The organism is uncultured Sunxiuqinia sp., assembly GCF_963974515.1.
Taxonomy (GTDB): Bacteria; Bacteroidota; Bacteroidia; order Bacteroidales; family Prolixibacteraceae; genus Sunxiuqinia.
The window spans coordinates 1-19769 of the sequence record NZ_CAXBDD010000070.1; the positions used below are offsets into that span (position 1 = coordinate 1).

The window sequence follows — 19769 nt, forward strand, 5'->3', positions numbered from 1 at the left end:
TACTCCTGCCGGAGTTCATTCAGCAGGCTGTCCAGCGGAGGCAGAAGTGCTTGCTCGGCGGGGGTCCTGGCACGGCTGCGAAAGAGATACTTTACTGAGCGACCATCCAACTGAATCCGGCCTTCTTCCTCTGAATAGCCCATCCAATGATCCGGTTCCTTAATTCGTAAGCGAGGATTTGTAGCCAGCGCACTGTCCAAATGGATGATGGTTTGATGCTCGATGTGAAGTTCCTGGTTCCACAAGCCACTTCGTTTAAAATCGTCGAGGGTGTTTTCTTTCGAATCGAACACAATCAGCATATAATCCTGGTCGGGGTGGACATGTAGTTCATCGGTATGGACCTGCACTTCGGTCATACGGCTCTCCAAGGTCACAAAAAAGAAGAACAGTGCGCCAAGGATGATTTCACCCCAGACCATGTAGCGATAAAGAACATGTTGAACCAGCAGCCGGTCGAGTGCATAGAGTACGAGCAGAACGAAGGTTATTGCAGCGCAAATGGCGGCCAGCAAGGCCGATGAATAGCTTTCGGAGGAAACCTGGATCAAGACGATCGAAGTAATCACCACCGCAAAGCCGGTCACCACGGTGAGCGGAGTTACGGGAAACACCAGGTTACGGAAGAATTTTCTTCGCTTGCTTGTCGGTTTGTTTGGATGATTCACAGCCGCATCGTATTTGGTTTCTTTCAGTCCTTCATACGTTACAAGCAGGGGACAGTTACCCTACCAAGATCGGGAAATATTGCTGTTCCAACGAAACACAGGTTTCGAGCTGGTGAGGGAAACACCGGTTTATTTGTTCTTCTGCTTAGCCAATATTTTGTACCTTCACATCTCGTCGAATCAACAACAGATAGTCATATGAGAGGAATTATTTCGATGTTGTTTTTGTTCGTTGTCTGTTCCGTGTATGGACAGCGGGTTAGTCGATTGCCCTTATTGCAAGTGTCTGAAAACAAGCGATACTTAATGACAGAAAATGGCGATCCGTTTTTTTGGATGGGTGATACCGGATGGCTGCTCTTTTCTAAATTGGATCGTCAGGAAGCCGCGAAATACCTGGATGATCGCGCCGCAAAAGGCTTCAATGTCATTCAGGTGATGGTGCTTCACCAGTTGAAAATGGTCAATGCCTATGGCGATTCTGCGTTGGTCGACGGAGATGTTGCTGTGCCCAGGCTAACAGCAGGCAGCAGTTTTCAGGATGCGGAGGCCTATGATTTTTGGGATCATGTGGACTATCTTGTGCAGCTGGCCGAACAAAGGGGACTTTATATGGCTATGGTTCCTGTTTGGGGATCGAATGTTAAGCAAGGAACGATCAGCCAGAAACAAGCGGACACTTACGCCAGTTGGTTGGCCAAACGCTATGCCGGTCAATCCAACATTGTTTGGTTGAATGGTGGAGATATCAGGGGAAGTGACAGCACGGCCATTTGGGAGACGATTGGGCAAAGTCTCCGTGAACATGCTCCCAACCATCTCATTACCTTTCATCCGTTTGGGCGGACCAAGTCTTCCATGTGGTTTCACCAAGCGGATTGGCTCGATTTCAATATGTTTCAATCGGGTCATCGAAGATACGATCAGGACGATTCGGAATTGGGTTATGGACCGGACAACTGGAAGTATGTTCGGGATGACCATGCCCTTCACCCAATCAAACCGACTCTGGATGGAGAGCCTTCCTACGAGGGCATTCCTCAGGGATTGCATGATCCTTTAGAACCTTACTGGAATGCTGATGATTTAAGAAGGTATGCTTACTGGTCGGTTTTTGCCGGTGCCTGTGGTTTTACTTACGGCCATAGTGCCGTCATGCAAATGCATCAAGCCGGGGACTCAAATCCGGCTTATGGTGTGCGTGAATATTGGACTGAAGCGCTTGACGCAGATGGGGCCCGTCAAATGAAATACCTGAAAAGTCTGATCTGCTCAGAACCTTATTTTGAAAGAGTCCCGGATCAGTCGCTTGTAGCATCGAATCCGGGCGAACGGTACGATTACCAGGCCGCCACGCGCGGAAGCAACTACGCGTGGGTTTATACTTACAATGGGCGGGAAATTCATCTTCAGCTGGGAAAAACAGCAGGCGATCACGTTAAGGCTAGTTGGTATAATCCAAGGAATGGCCAGTCAACACGAATCGGCACTTTTGAAAATAAAGAAACCCGGCTTTTCGATCCTCCCGGTGATTTGGCTGCCGGAATGGACTGGGTTTTGGTTTTGGAAAGTAAATGAGCGTTTTTCGTAAGATATGCAGCCAAAAAAAGGAACGGATCTCTTCAAAGATCGGTTCCTTTTTTGGGTTATTGCAGATTGATTTTCTTATAAATCAATCGTTTCACCGTTGTAGAAATCGAGGATTTTGGTGCGGAAGATGTAATCGTATTTTGCCTGTGCCAGTTCGCTTTTAGCTCTGGCCAGGTTATTCTTCGACTGGTTGTATTCCACGGTGTTTACCATGCCTACATTGAATTTCTCTTCAGTATAACGAAAGGCTTCCTGCATCGATTCCACGGCTTTGTTACTGGCCATGTACTTTTTCAGGGCGGCAACGGCGTTGGTGTAAGCCTGCTCAATGTCTTTGCGGAGCAGATTCTTAGTGCTCTGAACTTCCAGCTCTTGGTTCATCACTTGCAGTTCGGCATTTTTCACTTGGGTACGAACCTGTCCCTTATTGAAAATCGGAATACTCAGATTCACCCCAACGCCATATCGTTCGTTCGATTTAAGCTGTTCGCTGAAGGGGATTTTATCGCCATTAAAATCTTCGTACTTGTTGTTGTAGGAGTTGTAGTAATCGGCGCCAATCGTCAGGCTGGGATAGAGATTTCCCCTGGCAATGGCAACTTGCTCTTTGTAACTTCCCAAACGGTACTCAGCGCTTTTTACTTCGGGTCGAAAGCCGACTGCCGTACGGAAAATATCCATCGAATTGAGCAGTGTTCCGTTGGCTTTCACCACTGGCAATATGGGTTCTTCAATTTTAAACTGTTCGGTGGCGGGCAGTTCCAGCAGTTGAAACAAGTTAAGATAGGCCAGTTGCAGGGCGTTTTCCTGGTTCACCAGGTTCAGCTCTTCGCTGGCCAGCTGGGCCTCAATTTCCAGCAGGCTTCCTTTCGCAAGACTTCCGGCGTCTACCAGTTTTCCGGTTCGGTCAATCTGCATTTTAGTTACCGCCATTTGGTCTTCGGCCACTTGTACCAATTCCTGCGTAAACAAAATTTCGAGGTATGCAGCTGCGATGTAAAGCATAATGTCGTCCTTGGCTTTTTGCAGGTCGGCCAAAGCAGCTTTCAGGTCCAGGTCGGCTTTATTGATGGATTTCTGCAGGGTAAAACCCTTCCAAAGGGTCATATTGGCGCTCAGGTTTCCGCCGGTTTGATTCGAGTTGTAATCGGCGTAGGTGTTGTCGTATTGCAAGGAGCGGCCAAAGTTAAAGCTGTTCGACAAGCCTCCGTTGAGCGAGGGCAGGCGATTATTCTTGGCTTGTTGCAACTCATTTCCGTAGTAATCGGTGTTGATGGTTTGTTGCTGAATCTGGATGTTGTTTTCGAGCGCATAGTTGATACACTTTTGTAAATCCCAGGTTTGCTGGGCATGAAGTGTTCCTGCAAACGTGAGCATCAGAAAGGCAGCAAGCTGAAATAAATGCTTCATGGTCATTCTTTTTTGTTTTTTGAACGGAGCTAATTTAGTCATTCGTTTGAATTTGAGCTGGATTAGCCTTGGTTATTTTTGTCTTCTTTCAGTTTCTTGGGATCAATCTTATCGCCCTTAACTTTTTCCTCCTTGTCCAGCCCCGACACCACTTCAATGTTGATGCCATCGGAAATGCCAGTCTCGACCTTGCGTCGCTCAAACAGGTGTTCGGCTTCGTTGACCAGCACTTCCACAAAGGCCGAGTCATTTTCAAATTTCAACATGCCTTCCGGAATAACCAACACACTATCTTTGCGTTCGAGCACAATGCTGGCGTTGGCGCTGTAGCCAGCCCGGATAAACTGGTTGTCTTTCAGCGAAACATCAGCTTTAATTTCAAACTGGATGGCACCGTTTTCTTCAACGCCTTTGGGAGAGATATATTCGAGAATGGCTTGGAATTTTTCCTTCTCAATGGCACCAATTTCGAGTTCAATGGGCATGCCTTCCTTAATTTTTCCGACTTCGGTTTCGTCCACCTTGCCTTCAAAGATCATGTCCTGCATATCGGCAATCGAGGCGATCGAGGTTCCTTCGTTGAAGGTATTGGACTGAATGACCGAGTTCCCTTCTTCAACCGGAACATCGAGTACCATGCCGTTTATGGTGGAACGAACCAAGGTGTTGGTGGCGGTTTGAGCTTTTTTGGTTACCCCGTTTTTAATCAGTTCGAGATTATTTTCGGCAGCAGCCAACTCTTCCTTGGCCGAGTCGTAGGCGACCTTCGCGTTTTTAAATTCTTCGTACGAAATCACGTCGGTATCGAATAATTTTTGCTGACGCTCATAGTCAATCTTGGCATCCTCAAAATTGATGTCGGCACGTTTCACCCGCGACTCGGCCGCATTCAGGTTAACCATGTCGGGGATGATCTTGATTTTTGCAATCACCTGGTCCTTGGTGACAAAGTCGCCTGCACGGATGTAAATCTCGTCGATGATACCTGAAACCTGGGGTTTGATCTCGATTTCCTGACGTGGGACCACCGAGCCGGTAGCAACTGTTTTACGAACCACATCGCTCACAAAAGGCGTTTTGGTTTCAAACATGTCGGGTGTTTTTTTTGATTTGGTATAGAGAAAGTAGATGGTTCCTCCAAATACCGCCACCAAAAGGGCTATTCCTAAAATTCTAAAAATCTTTTTCATCGCTGTTGGTTTTATTATTGTTTCTGTTTTCTGTTTCAACGTTTTTGAATGTGTGTCATCGTACGTTCGTATCTTCGTGTGTTCGTGTTCTATCCTTCATCGCGCAGCGCATCAATGGGTTTTATTTTGATGGCCCGGCGGGCAGGGATAAATCCGGCAAAAGCGCCTGAAAAAACTAGCACTGCCAAAGCTGACAGGGCCATGGTCAGGTTGACCTCCGGGTTGCGGAAAAACACCTCATCGCCGGCTGCAAGCAGAATTTGGTTCAACACTTCGAGCAGCCCCACACCCAGCGAAAGTCCGACGTAGCCGGCCATCACGGTCAGGAATACACTTTCTGCAATGATGTGCAACATGATTTTACCGGGCGTCGCGCCAATCGCCCGCTGGATACCGATTTCCTGTGTTCGCTCCTTGATGATTACAAGCATGATGTTGCTCACGCCAATAACACCGGCCATTAGGGTTCCGATTCCCACAATCCAGGTCAGGGCCTGAATGCCAAAGAACAGAGCGGAGAACTTTTTAAACTCGGCTTCGATGTTGAACGAGCCAATGGCTTGCATATCATCGGGTGCTATTTTGTGTCGTTCTTTCAGAATTCGTTTCAGCTTTTCTTCCAGTTCGCTTACGCTGGTGCCTTTGTCGGCCGTAACCGAGAAGAAATGAATTTCGTCGCCATAATTGTAAGCCGTTTGCATGGTTGAAAATGGGATGATGATGGTTTCCTCCTTCTTGCCACCGCCAATGTTGATGCGTGTTTCAGGATGGATGACACCAACCACCTGAAAGTAAACACCACTGATTTTAAGATACTGTCCAATCGGGTCTTCGTCTTTGGCAAACATCATTTCTTCCACGCGCTCGCCAATCACGCATACTTTGCGCTTCTGCATCACGTCAATTTCATTCATCAGGCGGCCTTTCACGGGTGTCCAGCCATCAATTTTGAAGTAGTCGGGGTAGTCGCCAAAAATGTTAAAAGCGCCGGTGCGTTCCCCACGAACGGTGTTGTCGCCTCCTTGCTGCCAACCGAAAAGGCGGGGCGAGAGGTATTCAATTTCTTTCACATTCTGCCGGATGTATTCAATGTCCTGGTTGGTATAAATCCAGCGACGCCCCCGTTGAAAACCTTCGTAGGGGATGCTGGTCCGCTCGGTCCAGAAGAAGGCCGAATTGGTGGCAAAGGCTTTTACGCCGTCCAATACGCCGTTTTCTAACGCACGTCCGGCACCCGACATAATGATGAGCATGAAGATTCCCCAAAACACGCCAAAGGCGGTCATGAAGCTGCGCATGCGGTTTTGTCTGAGGGCGCTTAATATTTCTTTCCAAAGATCAAGGTCTAACATGATGTTGTTTTTTTGTTATTCATCGCGCAAGGCAACAATGGGTTTTATGCTGGCAGCCCGTTTGGCAGGAATGTAACCGGCAAGTGTTCCGGCAACCACAAGCAACAGGGTAGCAGCAACAGCTACTCCAAAGTCCACCGTCGGATTTAAGAATACGGTTTCGCCCTGTTGGGCGGCATCACCGGCCGATTGCACCATCGAATAGTTAATCAGCTCCATCAGTCCCGTTCCCAACACCAGCCCAATGTAGCCGGCAACGGTAGTAATCAAAATCGACTCCAGCAAAATGAGTCCGATCACGGATGCCGGGCTGGCACCAATGGCTTTGCGGATGCCAATTTCCTTGGTGCGTTCTTTCACTACAATCAGCATGATGTTGCTCACCCCAACAATTCCGGCAATCAGCGTTCCGATACCAATTATCCAGATGAAGATTTTGATTGCTTGAAAGATCCGCATGGTTTGGATGTAGTTTTCCAGTTTGTTGTACATCCCCAAGGCGCTTTCGTCGGTCACATCGAAACGGTGTTTGCGGGCAAAGGTATTGCGGATGCGTTCTTCAATCTCCTGGCTTTCTTTCAAGGTTTTTCCATTGATGGTTATGGCGAAGTTGTGCAGGCGGTTGGAGCCATTAAATACCTTTTGGGCGGTCGATACCGGCATGTAAGCATTGCGGTTTCGGGTGGAACCTGGTTCGATGCAAACGCCAACAACCTTAAAAGGGACATTGTTGATTCGGACATATTCGCCCAGTGCCGGTTTCTCCTTGAAAAGGGCTGTGTGAATGTCTTTTCCAATGACCACAACTTTCCGATTTTGCAGGATGTCCACATTGTTGATGAAACGGCCTTCAAGCAGCTCCATTTTTTCCACATCATTCAACTCCGGGTGACAGGTCACTGTCGTGTATTCACCCGATTCGTTTTCGTAAGAATAGCGCGTGTTACCCATAAAATAGCGTCCCGAAGCAGACTCCACCCCAGGCATCTTGTCAATGATATCGTAGTCGTCGTTGCGAAACTGAATGGGGCGGCCCGGCTTCAGTCCCTGGTGGGCAATGGTCGTTTCACCTGTCCATATCCACATGGCATTGACCGCGTCGTTCATGAAATTGGCCGCAACACCATTACTCAGTCCGTTGCCGGAGCCCAGCAAAATCATGAGCATGAAAATTCCCCAGGCGACGGAAAAGCCGGTAAGGAACGTTCGCATCTTGTTCTTTTTGATTGTCGACAGGATTTCCTGCCATTTATCGAGATCAAACATGGGTCTGGTTTAGGCTGTTTCCAATTCTTTGGTGTAGGTATGCCGAAAAGCTTTGAGTTCGCCGTTACGGATAATCTCATCGATTCGTCCATCTTTCAGCCGGACTACTTTTTGGGTCATTGCCGCGATGTCGTGTTCGTGTGTGACAATAATAACAGTGATGCCAGCTTCGTTGATTTCCTTCAAAATTTCCATTACCTCATACGAGGTGGTGGTGTCCAGGGCGCCGGTTGGTTCGTCGGCCAAAATAATTTTGGGTTGCGAAATCAGTGCCCGGGCAATGGCCACCCGTTGTTTTTGGCCGCCCGACAATTCGTTGGGCAGGTGATTGGCCCAAGGCGCCAGACCCAGTTTTTCCAGGTATTCCATGGCAGTGGTGTTACGCTTTTTACGGGTCACTCCCTTGTAGTAGAGCGGAAGCGCCACATTTTCCATGGCATTTTTGAACGAAATCAAGTTGAAGGATTGGAATACGAAACCGACCATTTCGTTGCGGAGTTGCGCTGCTTTCTTCTCGCTCATATCGGCAATCAGTCGGTCATCCAGGTGATAGCTGCCTTCGTCGTAATTGTCGAGCATGCCCAAAATGTTGAGCAAGGTAGATTTTCCGGAGCCCGAAGAGCCCATGATGGAAACAAACTCGCCTTGCTCAATGTCCAAATCAATGCCTTTCAGCACATGGAGCTTGCTGCTGCCCATCACATAAGATTTGTGAATGTTGTTTAGTGTAATCATTGTTTTCTGTTTTCTGTTTGGCTTTCTCTAATCAAAAATCATGAATTCGAAGGCTATTTCAGAAATTTATTCGATGAACGGTGGAATTTTCCATGTCAATGGTCTTTTTTCGATCCGCTACTGTTTTATCGAATAAGTTATGAAAGCGATTTCTTTGATTATGACGAAGATATCGGGCAGACGTTACAGCAGAAGAAACACTTTTGAATTTTTTCTCGAGAAAGCAGGCTTCGATTGAGCTGGAATGAAGAATGGAATTCGGTATACGAACGTCGCTTTTTAGGAGACAAACTGCATGTAAATGATCAAAGCGATAAACAGGTAAATGAACAGGTTCCCCCAAACTTTTCGTTTCATGAAAATAAGGTAGTTTGAGATCAGGTAAGTGAGTGGAAGGGACATGATAATGACGATTTCCTGTGACACAGCCGGAACAAAAAGTAGCAGGATGAAAGCAGTGAAGAAGATGAGAAAGAAAACCTGAAAATTCTTTCGCGTGCTGATTTTTTTCTCGTCGTACTGGTTCAGTAAAAACAAGCTGCCCAGCAAGCTGATGAACATCAAATAGGCCAGATAAATCTGCAAGGCCCGGTTTCCACTGAAGAACTGATTGTCGGTATCAAAATTCATGATGATGGTGTCGACAAAAACCGTGATCTGATCGGATAAGAAATAGTGCGACCAGGTGAAAAGCCAGGGAACCATGAAGCCCAGCACCGGGAGCACGAAATTACGCCACTGCGTTCGCTTGTTGATAAGTAAAAATCCGATCCAGGTAATCGGGAAGAAAAAGATGAGGTTGAAGTAAAACAAAGAGCCCAGCCCGATAAAAAATCCAGCTTCGAATGCACTGGCATGGAACTTTTCCATTTCGTAGGATTGGAAAATCCGGTCGACACACAGCAGCAGAAAAAGTAAGGCGAAGTAAACCGGATGAAGTGTGTGTAAAGCTAACAGCCCTCCAATAATCAGGACAAAAATGTTTGAAGGTAAAAAGGTTCGAACGCGAATAAAGGCGTATTCGGTGTTGAGTTTCAGAATGAAAAAAGAAAGGATAATGACAAAAACCATCGACAGCAAGTTGCTTGCCAGCGCTGACTGAGCGACCCATTGGGTCAATGCCTTGTAGAGAAACATGTCGTTTTCGCCTTCAAAAAAAGGGAAAAAGTCAGGATTTAAATAGGAGCGAAACCACAATCCTGCAATCATCACAGGAATGAGGATGAAATGGTAAGCCTGATTTGTTTTGAGTATCCTGAGTATCATAACTGGTTCGTCATTCGTTGTCGCTGTTTCAAATTCTCGCTACAGCTGAGCTAAGGGCAGGTTTTTATAAATCAAATCCCAGGTCTTTCCGGTAGTATTTACCTTCATAGCTAATTTTTTCGGCATTGGCATAGGATTGGGCCAGCGCTTCCTGCATGGAAGAACCGTAAGAGCTGACGGCGATTACGCGGCCACCGGCAGTCACAACCTGCTTGCCGGAAGGTTTGGTGCCGGCATGAAAAAGAATACTATCCTGCACATTTTCGAATCCGGTCATCACTTTACCGTTTTCGTAGGATCCCGGATAGCCACCCGAAACCAGCATAACGGTAGCTGCAGTTCGTTCGTCAATTTCAATGTTTTGTTTGGCCATGGTGCCATCGGCTGCCGCTTCCAGCAGATCCACAAAGTCGGACTTAATACGCAGCATGACCGCTTCCGTTTCGGGATCGCCTAAGCGTACGTTGTATTCAATTACATAAGGTTCGCCGTCACAATTGATCAGGCCAAAAAAGATAAATCCATTGTAGGGTATGTTGTCTTTTTGCAGACCGTTGACCGTTGGTTTTATGATGCGATCTTCAATTTTTTTCATGAAGTCGGCGTCGGCAAACGGAACCGGGCTGATGGCACCCATTCCGCCGGTGTTGAGGCCGGTGTCGCCTTCTCCAATCCGTTTGTAATCTTTGGCTTCGGGTAGGATCTGGTAATCTTTTCCGTCGGTAATGGCAAAAACCGAGAGTTCTACACCCGACAAAAACTCTTCGATCACCACCTTGCTGCTGGCCTGTCCAAACTGCCCGTCGAGCATCGTTTTCAGGGCGGCTTCGGCCTCGGCTAAACTGTCGATGATCAGTACGCCTTTCCCGGCGGCCAGTCCGTCAGCTTTCAGCACGTAAGGCGCGTGCATGGTTTTCAGGAAAGCCAGTCCCTGAGCCAGTGTCTCAGCCGTTACAGTTTGGTATTTTGCAGTTGGAATGTTGTGGCGTGCCATAAATTCCTTGGAAAAATCTTTGGAGCCTTCGAGCATGGCACCGGCTTTTTGCGGGCCAACTACCCGGATGTTTTTTAGTTGATCATCAGCCAGAAAAAAATCGTGCAGGCCTTCGACCAGAGGAACTTCAGGGCCAACAACAACGAGGTTGATGGCTTTTTTTAGAGCCACTTTTTTCAGTCCTTCAAAATCAGAAACACCAATGGCAATGTTTTCGCCAACTGAAGCGGTTCCGGCATTCCCTGGAGCAATGTATACCTGGTTAACTTTTTTTGACTGCTTAATTTTCCATGCCATGGCATGTTCTCTTCCACCTGATCCAACGAGTAAAATATTCAACATGATCTTAATGTTTGTCTGTTTTTTGTTTGCCTTTTTCGGGTAACAAGGTAAACTGATATCCTTCTTCTTTCAATTTTTTGATTACCACCGGCAATGCCGGGCGTAAGTTTTTTTGCGCTTTGACCGAATCGTGAAAAATAATGATGGAGCCCGGGCGCACAAAGTTCATCACATTTGACACCACCGCTTTAGGGCTGGTTTTTTCCTTATAATCGCGGCTAATCAAATCCCACATCACTACCTCGTAATCTTTGGTTAGCTCCCGGTATTGCGATTTGCGAAGCCAGCCGTGCGGCGGACGCATAAATTTTGAATCTACATAAGTTGCAGCTTTTTCAACATTGGCTAAAAAAGCTTCGTCTGGTGTTTTCAACCCTTGCAGGTGGTTGAAAGTGTGGTTCCCGACCTGGTGTCCGTTAGCAATAATTTGCTGATAAAGTTCTGGGTGGCGCTCCACATTTTCGCCCACACAGAAAAAGCATGCTTTGATGTTTTCTTCTTTCAGCAGGTCTAAAACCCACGGGGTGACCTCAGGAACCGGGCCGTCGTCAAAAGTCAGCGCAACCTTTTTTTCATTCTCCGGCAAACGCCACAAGGCATTTGGAAAATAGCGGGTCGCCAACTTCGGAAGCCGTATTCTTGGGTCAAATCGTCGCATTAGTTGAACGTGCTGTACGCTTGAAAATAGCTGTTAAAACTGGCTGTGATTTCTTTCGATAAATCCTCCAATTCGTACTGATTGGTAATCACGCTCATTTCGCGCAGGAAGTACATGATCCGCTGAATTTCCTCATCAATGGAAACCAAAAACCGCGAATCGAGTGAAAGAAAATAATCCATTTCCTGTTGGTATGCATTAAAAATATCCTGCATGACTTGGCGGCCTTTTTCCACATCGCCGGCAGCCATGTAGTTTTCGGCCAGCTGTAGCGAGAAATAATTGTAAGGCACCACTTCGTGCGGAATCAGCTCCAGGCTTCTATTAAGCACTTGAATGGCAGAGTCTTTTTTTCCTTCCTGAACCAGGCTTTCGGCCAACCGGTTGAAATTGTTGCGGATATTCATCATCATACGCTGGTTGTTTTCATCGATGTAGACGTCCGGGTCGTTCATGTTCCCCCATTGGAAGTCGTGCATCATGTGCTGGTACATCCGGTCGGTATTTACGCTTCCGAAGTACATGCCGGATTGCGCAGTTTTTACCGGTGTAAAGCGGTAGGCAAAACCGTCGAGCTGGAAATAATCCTGCAAGCCCAGGTATTTGTCGCGGCCCACCGTGATGGCATAGTAAATGGGGCGTTCCCAGTTCGAATTGGCGATCATATCAAGCACCATCAGTTCGTCTTTGGTGATGTAGCTTTTGTTTCCGAAGTCGATAAAAATGGTGTCGACAATTGAATCGTACTGCGATTCAGGAACAACTTTGTTTCGGATCACAGCTTCCTTGTCAACCTTTAGGAATAAACGTTTTGAAGGAATATACGAAGCATTGTCAGCCTGTGTGAGTTTGGTTCTCGGGTTTTCATCTTTCACAAAATCCAAGGCCTTTTTAAGGTCTACGGCTCCTTTAATCCGTGGATCTTCCATCAGGTAAACCACATCGCGGTTGCCTTGAACATACTGGTCTTCGGTGAAGGTAATTGGCAGCGGATCCGATTCATAAGCTTTGCTTCGCATTTGGTCAATATACCAGTCGGTTTGAAGGTAGCTAAGGTTGCAAACGCGCATGTCGGTGCGTACGCCTTCCACTTCCTGGTTGTACCATAGCGGGAACGTGTCGTTATCGCCATTGGTGAAAATGATGCCGTTGGGTTCGCAGCTGTTGAGGTAGTTGGCGCCAAAATCGCGAGCAGTATACCTTCCTGATCGGTCGTGGTCATCCCAGTTTTCACTGGCCATAATGCCTGGTACCAACAACAGGCTGACGACAGAAACGGCGACTGCGCTGACGGTTTCGGGCATCCATTTTTTCAAACTTTCAGCCAAACCGATTACGCCCAGGCCAATCCAAATGGCAAAGGCATAAAACGAGCCGGCATATGCATAATCGCGCTCACGCGGTTGATGCGGGTATTGGTTCAGGTAGACCACGATAGCCAATCCGGTCATGATAAACAGCAGGGAAACTACCCACATATCTTTTTTATGGCGTTGGTAGTGGAAGAAAGCACCAATCAGCCCCAGTAGTAATGGGAGAAAATAGTAGGAATTTCGTGCTTTGTTGTTGGCGTAGACGTCGGGTAAATTGGTTTGATCACCCAAGCGGGTCGAGTCAATAAAATTGATTCCACTGAGCCAATTGCCGCTCAGCACATCACCGTGCCCCTGGATGTCGTTTTGTCGTCCGGCGAAGTTCCACATGAAATAGCGAAGGTACATGTGTACGACCTGGTAGCGGACAAAAAACTGTAAGTTTTCGCCAAAGGTCGGTAGTTTAATGGTTTCCTGTTCTCCTTGCCGATTGGTAATCCGAACCGTTCGACCTTCAATGCCAGCCCAGCTTTGATAATCTTGAATATGCTGGCTTTGGCTGCTGTACATCCGTGGGAAAAATGTAGTGAAACGCGAGTCGTATTGTGGTTTCTGACGAAAATCGGAAGCTACATATTTTCCATCTTTTTGAATGTAATACGGTTTGCCTTGTACATAAGGGGTTTGTGGATCGAGCGGTGTATTGTAATACTGTCCGTTAACCAAAGGTCGGTCGCCATATTGTTCGCGGTTCAGGTACCCCAACAGCGAAAATACATTGTCGGGGCTGTTTTGGTCCATAGGTGTGTTGGCCGACGAGCGGATAACGATCATGGCAAAAGACGAGTAACCAATGACAATAACGGTAAAGGCCACCAAAATGGTGTTCCACAGCACCAGTTTCTTTTTGGTCGTGTAATGAATTCCGTAAACAATCAAACCAATAAGCAAGAGCGCGTAAATAACAGCTCCGGTGTTAAACGGAAGGCCAAATCCATTTACAAACATCAGCTCGAACCAGGTTGCTATGGTGATAACCCCTGGGATTATACCGTACATGATGACACCCAAAATGATCATGGAAACGGCCAGACTGGCGATGATTCCGTTTCGGGTAACCTCATATTTTTTGTAATAATACACGAATACGATAGCTGGAATGGCGAGCAGGTTTAGCAGGTGAACGCCGATGGAAAGCCCCATCAGGTAGGCAATCAGGATGATCCAGCGGTTGGCGTGTGGCTGGTCTGCCACATTTTCCCATTTCAGAATCGCCCAGAATACGATGGCTGTAATGAGTGACGAGGTGGCATACACTTCGCCCTCAACTGCCGAGAACCAAAAGGTGTCTGAAAAAGTGTAAGCTAACGCGCCAACTACACCGCTACCAATAATAGCAATGCCTTGGCCGAGGCTGAAACCATTTTCAGTATTCACCAGCTTCTGGGCCAGGTGGGTGATGGTCCAGTATAAAAACAGGATGGTGAAAGCGCTGGCCAGGGCCGACAAGGAATTAATCATCATGGCTGCTCCCGAAGAATCGGCAAACAATGTAAAGAAACGTCCCAAAATCATGAAGAAAGGCGCGCCGGGCGGGTGTCCGACTTCCAGTTTATACGAAGTGGTAATAAATTCACCGCAGTCCCAAAAACTGGTCGTTGGTTCAATCGTCATTAAATAAACAACGGCTGCCACTAAAAAGACCAGCCAGCCTGCAACCGTGTTAATGAACTTATAATTCTTCATCCGCTTAAAATTCAAGATTTTTTTATGTTTGCGAAGATAATACATTCTTTGAACCGAGACTAATCGGGAATTGAAATTAAACGTTTTTAACAGCCTGCAAAAGGGGCTTGTTAACACTTTTTTTGAAGTTGGATTCGTGCATTATCCTTACTTTTACCCAAAATCAGAGGTAATGATGGAAATCAAAGTTTTAGGACCGGGCTGTGTGAAATGCCGGGGCTTGGAACACCGAACCCGGAAAGCAGTGGCCGAACTGGGACTGGACGCGCAGGTGCTCAAAGTGGATGATTTGATCGAAATTATGCGTTATCGGGTCATGCGAACTCCGGCGCTGGTGATTGAAAATCGTGTGGTGATGAGTGGCAAGTTACCCACCTATGCGGAATTGAAGACTATTTTGCAAAATTTTAAACCAAATTGAATGAGACAACTGATAATAGGCTTGATTATTCTGATCGTGTTTTCGGCATGCAACAGTCGGCAAGCAGTAGAAAGTGATGAACTGGTGCGGCCAGAGGAAGGCCAGATCGGCATTTACTATTTCCGCACACCTGTGCGTTGCGAAAGCTGCAATGCGATTGAAAAAATCCTGAACGAAGCATTGAACGGAAAATATGCCACACAGGTAGAATCCGGCGAGCTTGTGTTTCGACAGTTTAATCTTGATGATCCGGGGGTTGCTGATTTTGCCGCGCAGTTCGACGTGGTCTTTAAGTCGCTGTTGATTTTGAAAAATGGGGAAACGGTTAACTTGACGGAGGAAGCTTTTTTATACGCCTTGCCCAATCCTGAAAAGTTCAGGCAGTTAATTGAAGAAACACTGGATGCCCACTGATGCAGACTTATTTTACCGAATTATTTGATCAATCTTCTTTTCCGCTATGGTCGGCGTTTTTGCTGGGCATTATTACCTCGCTTGGTCCTTGCACCATGACGACCAATGTGGCGGCCATCGGCTTTATCAGCAAAGAAGCTCCTGGCAAGAAAAGGGTGCTGCTGGGTGGTTTAGTTTATACTTTGGGTCGGGCTTTTTCCTATTCAGTCCTTGCCTTGATTTTGTATTTTGGTGCCAACGCGCTGCGTCTTTCCGGGCCTTTGTCACGCTACGGCGAAAAGCTGATCGGGCCGCTATTGCTTTTGATTGGCTTGGTGATGTTGGATTTGATACCGCTACGTTTTCCCGATTTAACAACGCTTTCCGGAAAACTTGAGGGAAAGGAGAATCGTTCGTATGTCCACGACTTTTTGCTGGGAACTGTATTTGCCATGGCTTTTTGTTCCTATAGTGGCGTCATGTATTTCGGATTGCTTATACCCATGACCATTACAAGTGCTTCGGGTCTGGTTCTCCCGCTTCTTTTTGCCTTTGGAACCGGACTGGTGGTCATTTTGTTCGCCGTGCTCATAGCGTTTGCAATCAGTGGTTTAACCCGTTGGTTTCATGGATTGAAGAACATTGAACGCTGGTTGCGGCGCGGCGTGGCTGTCTTGTTTATTGGGATTGGTCTGTGGAGAATGGTTGATCTCTGGCTGATTTGAGCAAAAGAAAACGGCAGGTTGTTATCCTGCCGCTTTGAGTTTATCTGCTTAACGCAGTGTTTGTTTTAATACGGCATCACCTTCTTTGATTCGTTGGGCCAATGTTTGAATGGTTTCTTCGTTGACCATTTGGGTGAAATTATTTCGGATTTTGGAGAATTCATCGTGCAGCGGACATTTATTGTCTCCATCACAATTCTTAAATCCGAAACTGCAGCGGGTAAATGTCTTCTCGCCATCAATGGCCACAATCACGCGGTAGAGTACCAGCGGGCCATCCTTCTCGTCAAATGCGAAACCACCGTTACGTCCCTTCAGACTATAGATCAACCTAAACCGGGTCATAATCTGCAGAATTTTAGCTGTAAAATGCTCGGGCGACTCAATTTCACGCGCAATCTCCCGGTAGCCGGGGCGTTTCCCTTCCCAGTTTTGCAGCTGAATGTAAACCAGTGCACGAATAGCGTATTCTGCAGATTTTGAAAGCATGTTTATTTCTTTGCCGGCAAAATTAATTTTTTTTCACAACTTCCTGTTCCAATAAGGCAGCCTTTGGAAATAAAATATTGTTTTCCAAATGAATATGCCGGTGCAGATCCTTTTCAAACGCTTGAAGCGTTTCATAGGCGGCGCGGAACGTGTTGCAGGCATCTTCCGGAACGGTATAATTCTGAGTCAGTCGTGAAATCTCTTCAAAGCGTGCTCCTTCATTTTCGTGCTCCTGAACCATCGCCGCTATGGGTTGCTCAACCGAAGCGCCTCCCGAAATGGAAATGGTCTTGCCTTCAGCTTTCAGCTGGCTTAACTTTTCAACCAGCGGAAAAAGAATGATCTCTTCTTTTTGCATGTGCATGGTCAATTGTCCGGCCGACTCTTTGAAATGTGCGTTGACGGCAAGAATCTCCGGGTGACGTGGTCCGTGTACTTCCTCGATCTTGTCCAGCAACTTGTGAAGCAGTGGTATGTTTTCCCGCACATAAGAGTGATGTTTGGTAATAATATACTGAACCAGTTCGGTGAGCGGCAGCGCATCAAAATGTGGTGCATCGGTGGATTCCTGTATCGAAGCTTCCAGTTTCTGAACGACTTCTTCAGTATTCAGCGATTTGCTTTTGCAGATGTCCTGTAGGCTCTGTTTTCCGCCACAGCAAAAATCAATTTGATAGTCATCAAACACTTTTACAGTTTGAAAATAGTTTTTGGCAATTTCGCCAACGGGTGTTTCTACTTTAATCATGGTATTCATTTTATTTAAATTTTACGATTCTGAATATAAATCTTAATAAAAGTGGATAAAAACATCCACTGATCGACAAAACTAGAATATTTTTTCTACATTTGCAATAAAAGATCAAAGGAGTTAATTATCTACTAAACAAGAATCGTATGAGTACAAAGAAGTTATGGTATGGATTCGCAGCAGTGATGGTACTGTCGTTTGCAGTCCTTCTTTATTATGGGTATGAAATTTACCGCGAAGCACCACCAATCCCTGATCAGGTTGTTACTGAATCGGGGAAAGTTGTTTTTAGTGGCCAGGATATTAAGGATGGCCAAAATGTTTGGCAATCCATGGGTGGGCATCAGGTAGGTACCATTTGGGGGCATGGAGCGTATTTGGCACCCGACTGGACGGCCGATTGGCTGCACCGTGAAGCCATGTATTTGCTAAATTACTGGGGGCAGCGGGATTTTGGAAACGACTATGATGATCTGGAACGTGAACAGCAAGCCCAGTTGGAGGCCCGGGTGCAAAAAGAAATGCGCACCAACACTTATGACAAGGCCACCGGGAACCTGGTGATTTCGGACTTGCGGGCTCAGGCCATTCAGGAAGTTGGTAAGCATTACACCGGATTATTTATGGACGGAGAGGCAGAGGCACATTTGCGCGAAGCTTATGCCATACCGGAAAATACCATCAAGGAGATGGGGCGCATGAGCCAGATGAATTCGTTTTTCTTTTGGGCGACCTGGGCAACGGTAACCGAGCGTCCGGGCCAGGAAATTACCTATACCAACAACTGGCCGCCCGAAGAATTGGTGGGCAACCGGCCAACTAGTGCGCTGATACTTTGGACCGGTTTTAGCGTAATTATCCTGCTGGCAGGAATAGGCTGGCTGGCTTGGTATTATGCTTCTACCAAGCAGGAAGAAGAGCCTGTTGACGTCCCGGCAGTCAATCCGGTTTCGGGGCAAACATTATTCCCGTCGATGAAGGCCACCTTGAAATATTTCTGGATTGTATCCATTTTGATGCTCGTTCAGATTTTGGCGGGAGTGATCACAGCTCACTACGGTGTTGAAGGAAGCGCTTTCTATGGCATTCCGCTCGATCAGTGGCTGCCGTATTCTGTTTCGCGGACCTGGCATGTGCAAATCGGAATTTTCTGGATTGCCACATCCTGGCTGGCTACCGGCTTGTTTTTTGCTCCGGCCATTTCAGGCAAGGAGCCTAAATACCAGGCCCTTGGGGTTAATGTCTTGTTTGGCGCCTTGCTCGTGATTGTAGTCGGTTCGCTGGCCGGACAGTGGATGGGTGTGATGCAGAAATTGGGTTTTGTCGAAAACTTTTGGTTTGGTCACCAAGGTTACGAATATGTTGACTTGGGCCGTTTTTGGCAGATCTTCCTCTTTGTCGGCTTGTTTATTTGGCTGTTTTTGATGGGGCGGGCACTGTTGCCAGCCTTACGCGAAAAGACCGAAAACCGCCATTTGCTGACGATGTTCCTGATCGCTTCCATCGCTATTGCTGCGTTTTACGGGGCTGGTTTGATGTGGGGCCGGCAAACCAACCTGGCTATTGCCGAATACTGGCGCTGGTGGGTGGTCCATTTGTGGGTCGAAGGTTTCTTTGAAGTTTTTGCTACGGTAATCATTGCTTACCTGTTTGTACGGATGCAATTGATTGGCTCGAAAATTGCCACAGTGACCGTCCTGTTTTCCACCATCATCTTTCTGAGTGGTGGTATTTTGGGAACGTTCCATCACCTCTATTTTACCGGTACACCCACAGCCGTGCTGGCACTCGGCTCGTCATTCAGTGCGCTCGAAGTTGTTCCGCTGGTGCTGATGGGCTTTGAGGGCTATCACAACCTCACATTGAGTCGGACGGGAGATTGGGTGAAGGCTTACAAATGGCCGATCTATTGCTTTATCGCGGTGGCCTTCTGGAACTTCCTGGGAGCAGGAATCTTTGGATTTTTGATCAATCCACCCATTGCCCTTTACTACATGCAAGGGTTGAACACCACGCCGGTTCACGGACATACCGCCCTGTTTGGCGTATATGGCTTCCTCGGAATTGGACTGATGCTGTTTGTATTGCGCGATATGAACCTGAACTCTGTTTGGAAAGAAAAGTACATCAAGTTTGCGTTTTGGGCCATTAACATAGGTCTGTTGCTGATGGTGATGATCAGTGTGCTGCCGATTGGGTTGGCACAAACCTGGGCCAGTGTCAAGTATGGATTGTGGTATGCACGGTCGGCTGAATTTATGACACAACCATTTATGGGGACCTTGAAGTGGTTACGTGTGATTGGCGACACCATTTTTGCTTTCGGTGTTGTGGCCTTGGTTTATCATGTTTTTGGACTGGCCTTTGGCTGGTCGTTCGAAAAAGATTCTTCGGAAGCATAGCAGTATGCCCCGCCGTTGATTTACAGGTTAAAAACCGCTCCGTATGGGGCGGTTTTTT

Annotated in this window: 17 protein-coding genes; 5 read left to right on the forward strand and 12 right to left on the reverse strand. The window is 47.0% G+C overall.

The window, feature by feature from the left end:
* The coding region (locus tag AAC033_RS13800) for a hypothetical protein (RefSeq protein ID WP_339739084.1) at positions 1-668 on the reverse strand (668 nt) is incomplete at its 3' end.
* Between the two features lie 198 nt (positions 669-866).
* Between AAC033_RS13800 and AAC033_RS13805 the strand changes: the two genes are divergently transcribed.
* Positions 867-2246: a glycoside hydrolase family 140 protein gene (locus AAC033_RS13805; protein ID WP_339739086.1), complete on the forward strand. Its 1380-nt coding sequence runs from the start codon at positions 867-869 to the stop codon at positions 2244-2246.
* 87 nt (positions 2247-2333) lie between these two features.
* Here AAC033_RS13805 and AAC033_RS13810 read toward each other — a convergent pair whose 3' ends face one another.
* The 9 genes from AAC033_RS13810 to AAC033_RS13850 all read right to left on the reverse strand — a co-directional run bounded on the left by AAC033_RS13810 (position 2334) and on the right by AAC033_RS13850 (position 14530).
* Positions 2334-3668 (reverse strand): TolC family protein, encoded by a 1335-nt coding sequence (locus AAC033_RS13810; RefSeq protein WP_339739088.1) that lies wholly within the window; start codon positions 3666-3668, stop codon positions 2334-2336.
* Between the two features lie 62 nt (positions 3669-3730).
* A complete protein-coding gene (locus AAC033_RS13815; protein WP_339739090.1) occupies positions 3731-4858 on the reverse strand; it encodes an efflux RND transporter periplasmic adaptor subunit in 1128 nt (375 codons plus the stop codon).
* 89 nt (positions 4859-4947) lie between these two features.
* The gene (locus AAC033_RS13820; RefSeq protein ID WP_339739092.1) at positions 4948-6210 is read right to left on the reverse strand and encodes an ABC transporter permease; all 1263 of its coding nucleotides are present in this window, start codon (positions 6208-6210) and stop codon (positions 4948-4950) included.
* Between the two features lie 15 nt (positions 6211-6225).
* Complete coding sequence (locus AAC033_RS13825; RefSeq protein WP_339739094.1) at positions 6226-7476, reverse strand: ABC transporter permease; 1251 nt, start codon at positions 7474-7476, stop codon at positions 6226-6228.
* 9 nt (positions 7477-7485) lie between these two features.
* Entirely contained in the window at positions 7486-8211 is a 726-nt protein-coding gene (locus AAC033_RS13830) for an ABC transporter ATP-binding protein (RefSeq protein ID WP_339739096.1), read from the reverse strand.
* A 279-nt stretch (positions 8212-8490) separates the two neighbouring features.
* On the reverse strand, positions 8491-9477 hold the full coding sequence (locus tag AAC033_RS13835) for a hypothetical protein (RefSeq protein ID WP_339739098.1): 987 nt from the start codon (positions 9475-9477) through the stop codon (positions 8491-8493).
* Between the two features lie 64 nt (positions 9478-9541).
* A complete protein-coding gene (gene purD / locus AAC033_RS13840) occupies positions 9542-10813 on the reverse strand; it encodes a phosphoribosylamine--glycine ligase (protein WP_339739100.1) in 1272 nt (423 codons plus the stop codon).
* A 4-nt stretch (positions 10814-10817) separates the two neighbouring features.
* Positions 10818-11471, reverse strand: a complete 654-nt coding sequence (locus AAC033_RS13845; protein WP_339739102.1) for a polysaccharide deacetylase family protein — start codon at positions 11469-11471, stop codon at positions 10818-10820.
* Positions 11471-14530: a DUF2723 domain-containing protein gene (locus AAC033_RS13850; protein ID WP_339739104.1), complete on the reverse strand. Its 3060-nt coding sequence runs from the start codon at positions 14528-14530 to the stop codon at positions 11471-11473. The genes AAC033_RS13845 and AAC033_RS13850 overlap by 1 nt, the downstream gene beginning before the upstream one ends.
* A gap of 172 nt (positions 14531-14702) precedes the next feature.
* Between AAC033_RS13850 and AAC033_RS13855 the strand changes: the two genes are divergently transcribed.
* From AAC033_RS13855 to AAC033_RS13865, 3 genes are read left to right on the forward strand one after another with little or no spacing between them, the layout of a single operon-like run.
* Positions 14703-14951, forward strand: a complete 249-nt coding sequence (locus AAC033_RS13855) for a thioredoxin family protein (protein ID WP_339739106.1) — start codon at positions 14703-14705, stop codon at positions 14949-14951.
* Complete coding sequence (locus AAC033_RS13860; RefSeq protein ID WP_339739108.1) at positions 14952-15365, forward strand: nitrophenyl compound nitroreductase subunit ArsF family protein; 414 nt, start codon at positions 14952-14954, stop codon at positions 15363-15365.
* Positions 15365-16069: an aromatic aminobenezylarsenical efflux permease ArsG family transporter gene (locus AAC033_RS13865; protein ID WP_339739110.1), complete on the forward strand. Its 705-nt coding sequence runs from the start codon at positions 15365-15367 to the stop codon at positions 16067-16069. The genes AAC033_RS13860 and AAC033_RS13865 overlap by 1 nt, the downstream gene beginning before the upstream one ends.
* Before the next feature lie 48 nt (positions 16070-16117).
* Here AAC033_RS13865 and AAC033_RS13870 read toward each other — a convergent pair whose 3' ends face one another.
* Both AAC033_RS13870 and ric read right to left on the reverse strand, forming a co-directional pair.
* Complete coding sequence (locus AAC033_RS13870; RefSeq protein ID WP_339739112.1) at positions 16118-16558, reverse strand: Rrf2 family transcriptional regulator; 441 nt, start codon at positions 16556-16558, stop codon at positions 16118-16120.
* A 22-nt stretch (positions 16559-16580) separates the two neighbouring features.
* Positions 16581-17315: an iron-sulfur cluster repair di-iron protein gene (gene ric, locus AAC033_RS13875; RefSeq protein ID WP_339739114.1), complete on the reverse strand. Its 735-nt coding sequence runs from the start codon at positions 17313-17315 to the stop codon at positions 16581-16583.
* Between the two features lie 140 nt (positions 17316-17455).
* Here ric and AAC033_RS13880 point away from each other — a divergent pair, with 140 nt between their 5' ends.
* Positions 17456-19711 carry a nitric-oxide reductase large subunit gene (locus AAC033_RS13880; protein WP_339739116.1) on the forward strand — a complete coding sequence of 752 codons (2256 nt, stop codon included), beginning with the start codon at positions 17456-17458 and terminating at the stop codon, positions 19709-19711.
* Positions 19712-19769: the final 58 nt, after the last annotated feature.

Bases quoted from the DNA above. Each gene is read 5' to 3' on its own strand.
- AAC033_RS13860 (WP_339739108.1), top strand. From the start codon at position 14,952: ATGAGACAACTGATAATAGGCTTGATTATTCTGATCGTGTTTTCGGCA.
- AAC033_RS13850 (WP_339739104.1), bottom strand. From the start codon at position 14,530: ATGAAGAATTATAAGTTCATTAACACGGTTGCAGGCTGGCTGGTCTTT.
- ric (WP_339739114.1), bottom strand. From the start codon at position 17,315: ATGAATACCATGATTAAAGTAGAAACACCCGTTGGCGAAATTGCCAAA.
- AAC033_RS13830 (WP_339739096.1), bottom strand. From the start codon at position 8,211: ATGATTACACTAAACAACATTCACAAATCTTATGTGATGGGCAGCAGC.
- AAC033_RS13845 (WP_339739102.1), bottom strand. From the start codon at position 11,471: ATGCGACGATTTGACCCAAGAATACGGCTTCCGAAGTTGGCGACCCGC.
- AAC033_RS13820 (WP_339739092.1), bottom strand. From the start codon at position 6,210: ATGTTAGACCTTGATCTTTGGAAAGAAATATTAAGCGCCCTCAGACAA.
- purD (WP_339739100.1), bottom strand. From the start codon at position 10,813: ATGTTGAATATTTTACTCGTTGGATCAGGTGGAAGAGAACATGCCATG.
- AAC033_RS13870 (WP_339739112.1), bottom strand. From the start codon at position 16,558: ATGCTTTCAAAATCTGCAGAATACGCTATTCGTGCACTGGTTTACATT.
- AAC033_RS13815 (WP_339739090.1), bottom strand. From the start codon at position 4,858: ATGAAAAAGATTTTTAGAATTTTAGGAATAGCCCTTTTGGTGGCGGTA.
- AAC033_RS13880 (WP_339739116.1), top strand. From the start codon at position 17,456: ATGAGTACAAAGAAGTTATGGTATGGATTCGCAGCAGTGATGGTACTG.
- AAC033_RS13855 (WP_339739106.1), top strand. From the start codon at position 14,703: ATGATGGAAATCAAAGTTTTAGGACCGGGCTGTGTGAAATGCCGGGGC.
- AAC033_RS13805 (WP_339739086.1), top strand. From the start codon at position 867: ATGAGAGGAATTATTTCGATGTTGTTTTTGTTCGTTGTCTGTTCCGTG.
- AAC033_RS13835 (WP_339739098.1), bottom strand. From the start codon at position 9,477: ATGATACTCAGGATACTCAAAACAAATCAGGCTTACCATTTCATCCTC.
- AAC033_RS13825 (WP_339739094.1), bottom strand. From the start codon at position 7,476: ATGTTTGATCTCGATAAATGGCAGGAAATCCTGTCGACAATCAAAAAG.
- AAC033_RS13810 (WP_339739088.1), bottom strand. From the start codon at position 3,668: ATGAAGCATTTATTTCAGCTTGCTGCCTTTCTGATGCTCACGTTTGCA.
- AAC033_RS13865 (WP_339739110.1), top strand. From the start codon at position 15,365: ATGCAGACTTATTTTACCGAATTATTTGATCAATCTTCTTTTCCGCTA.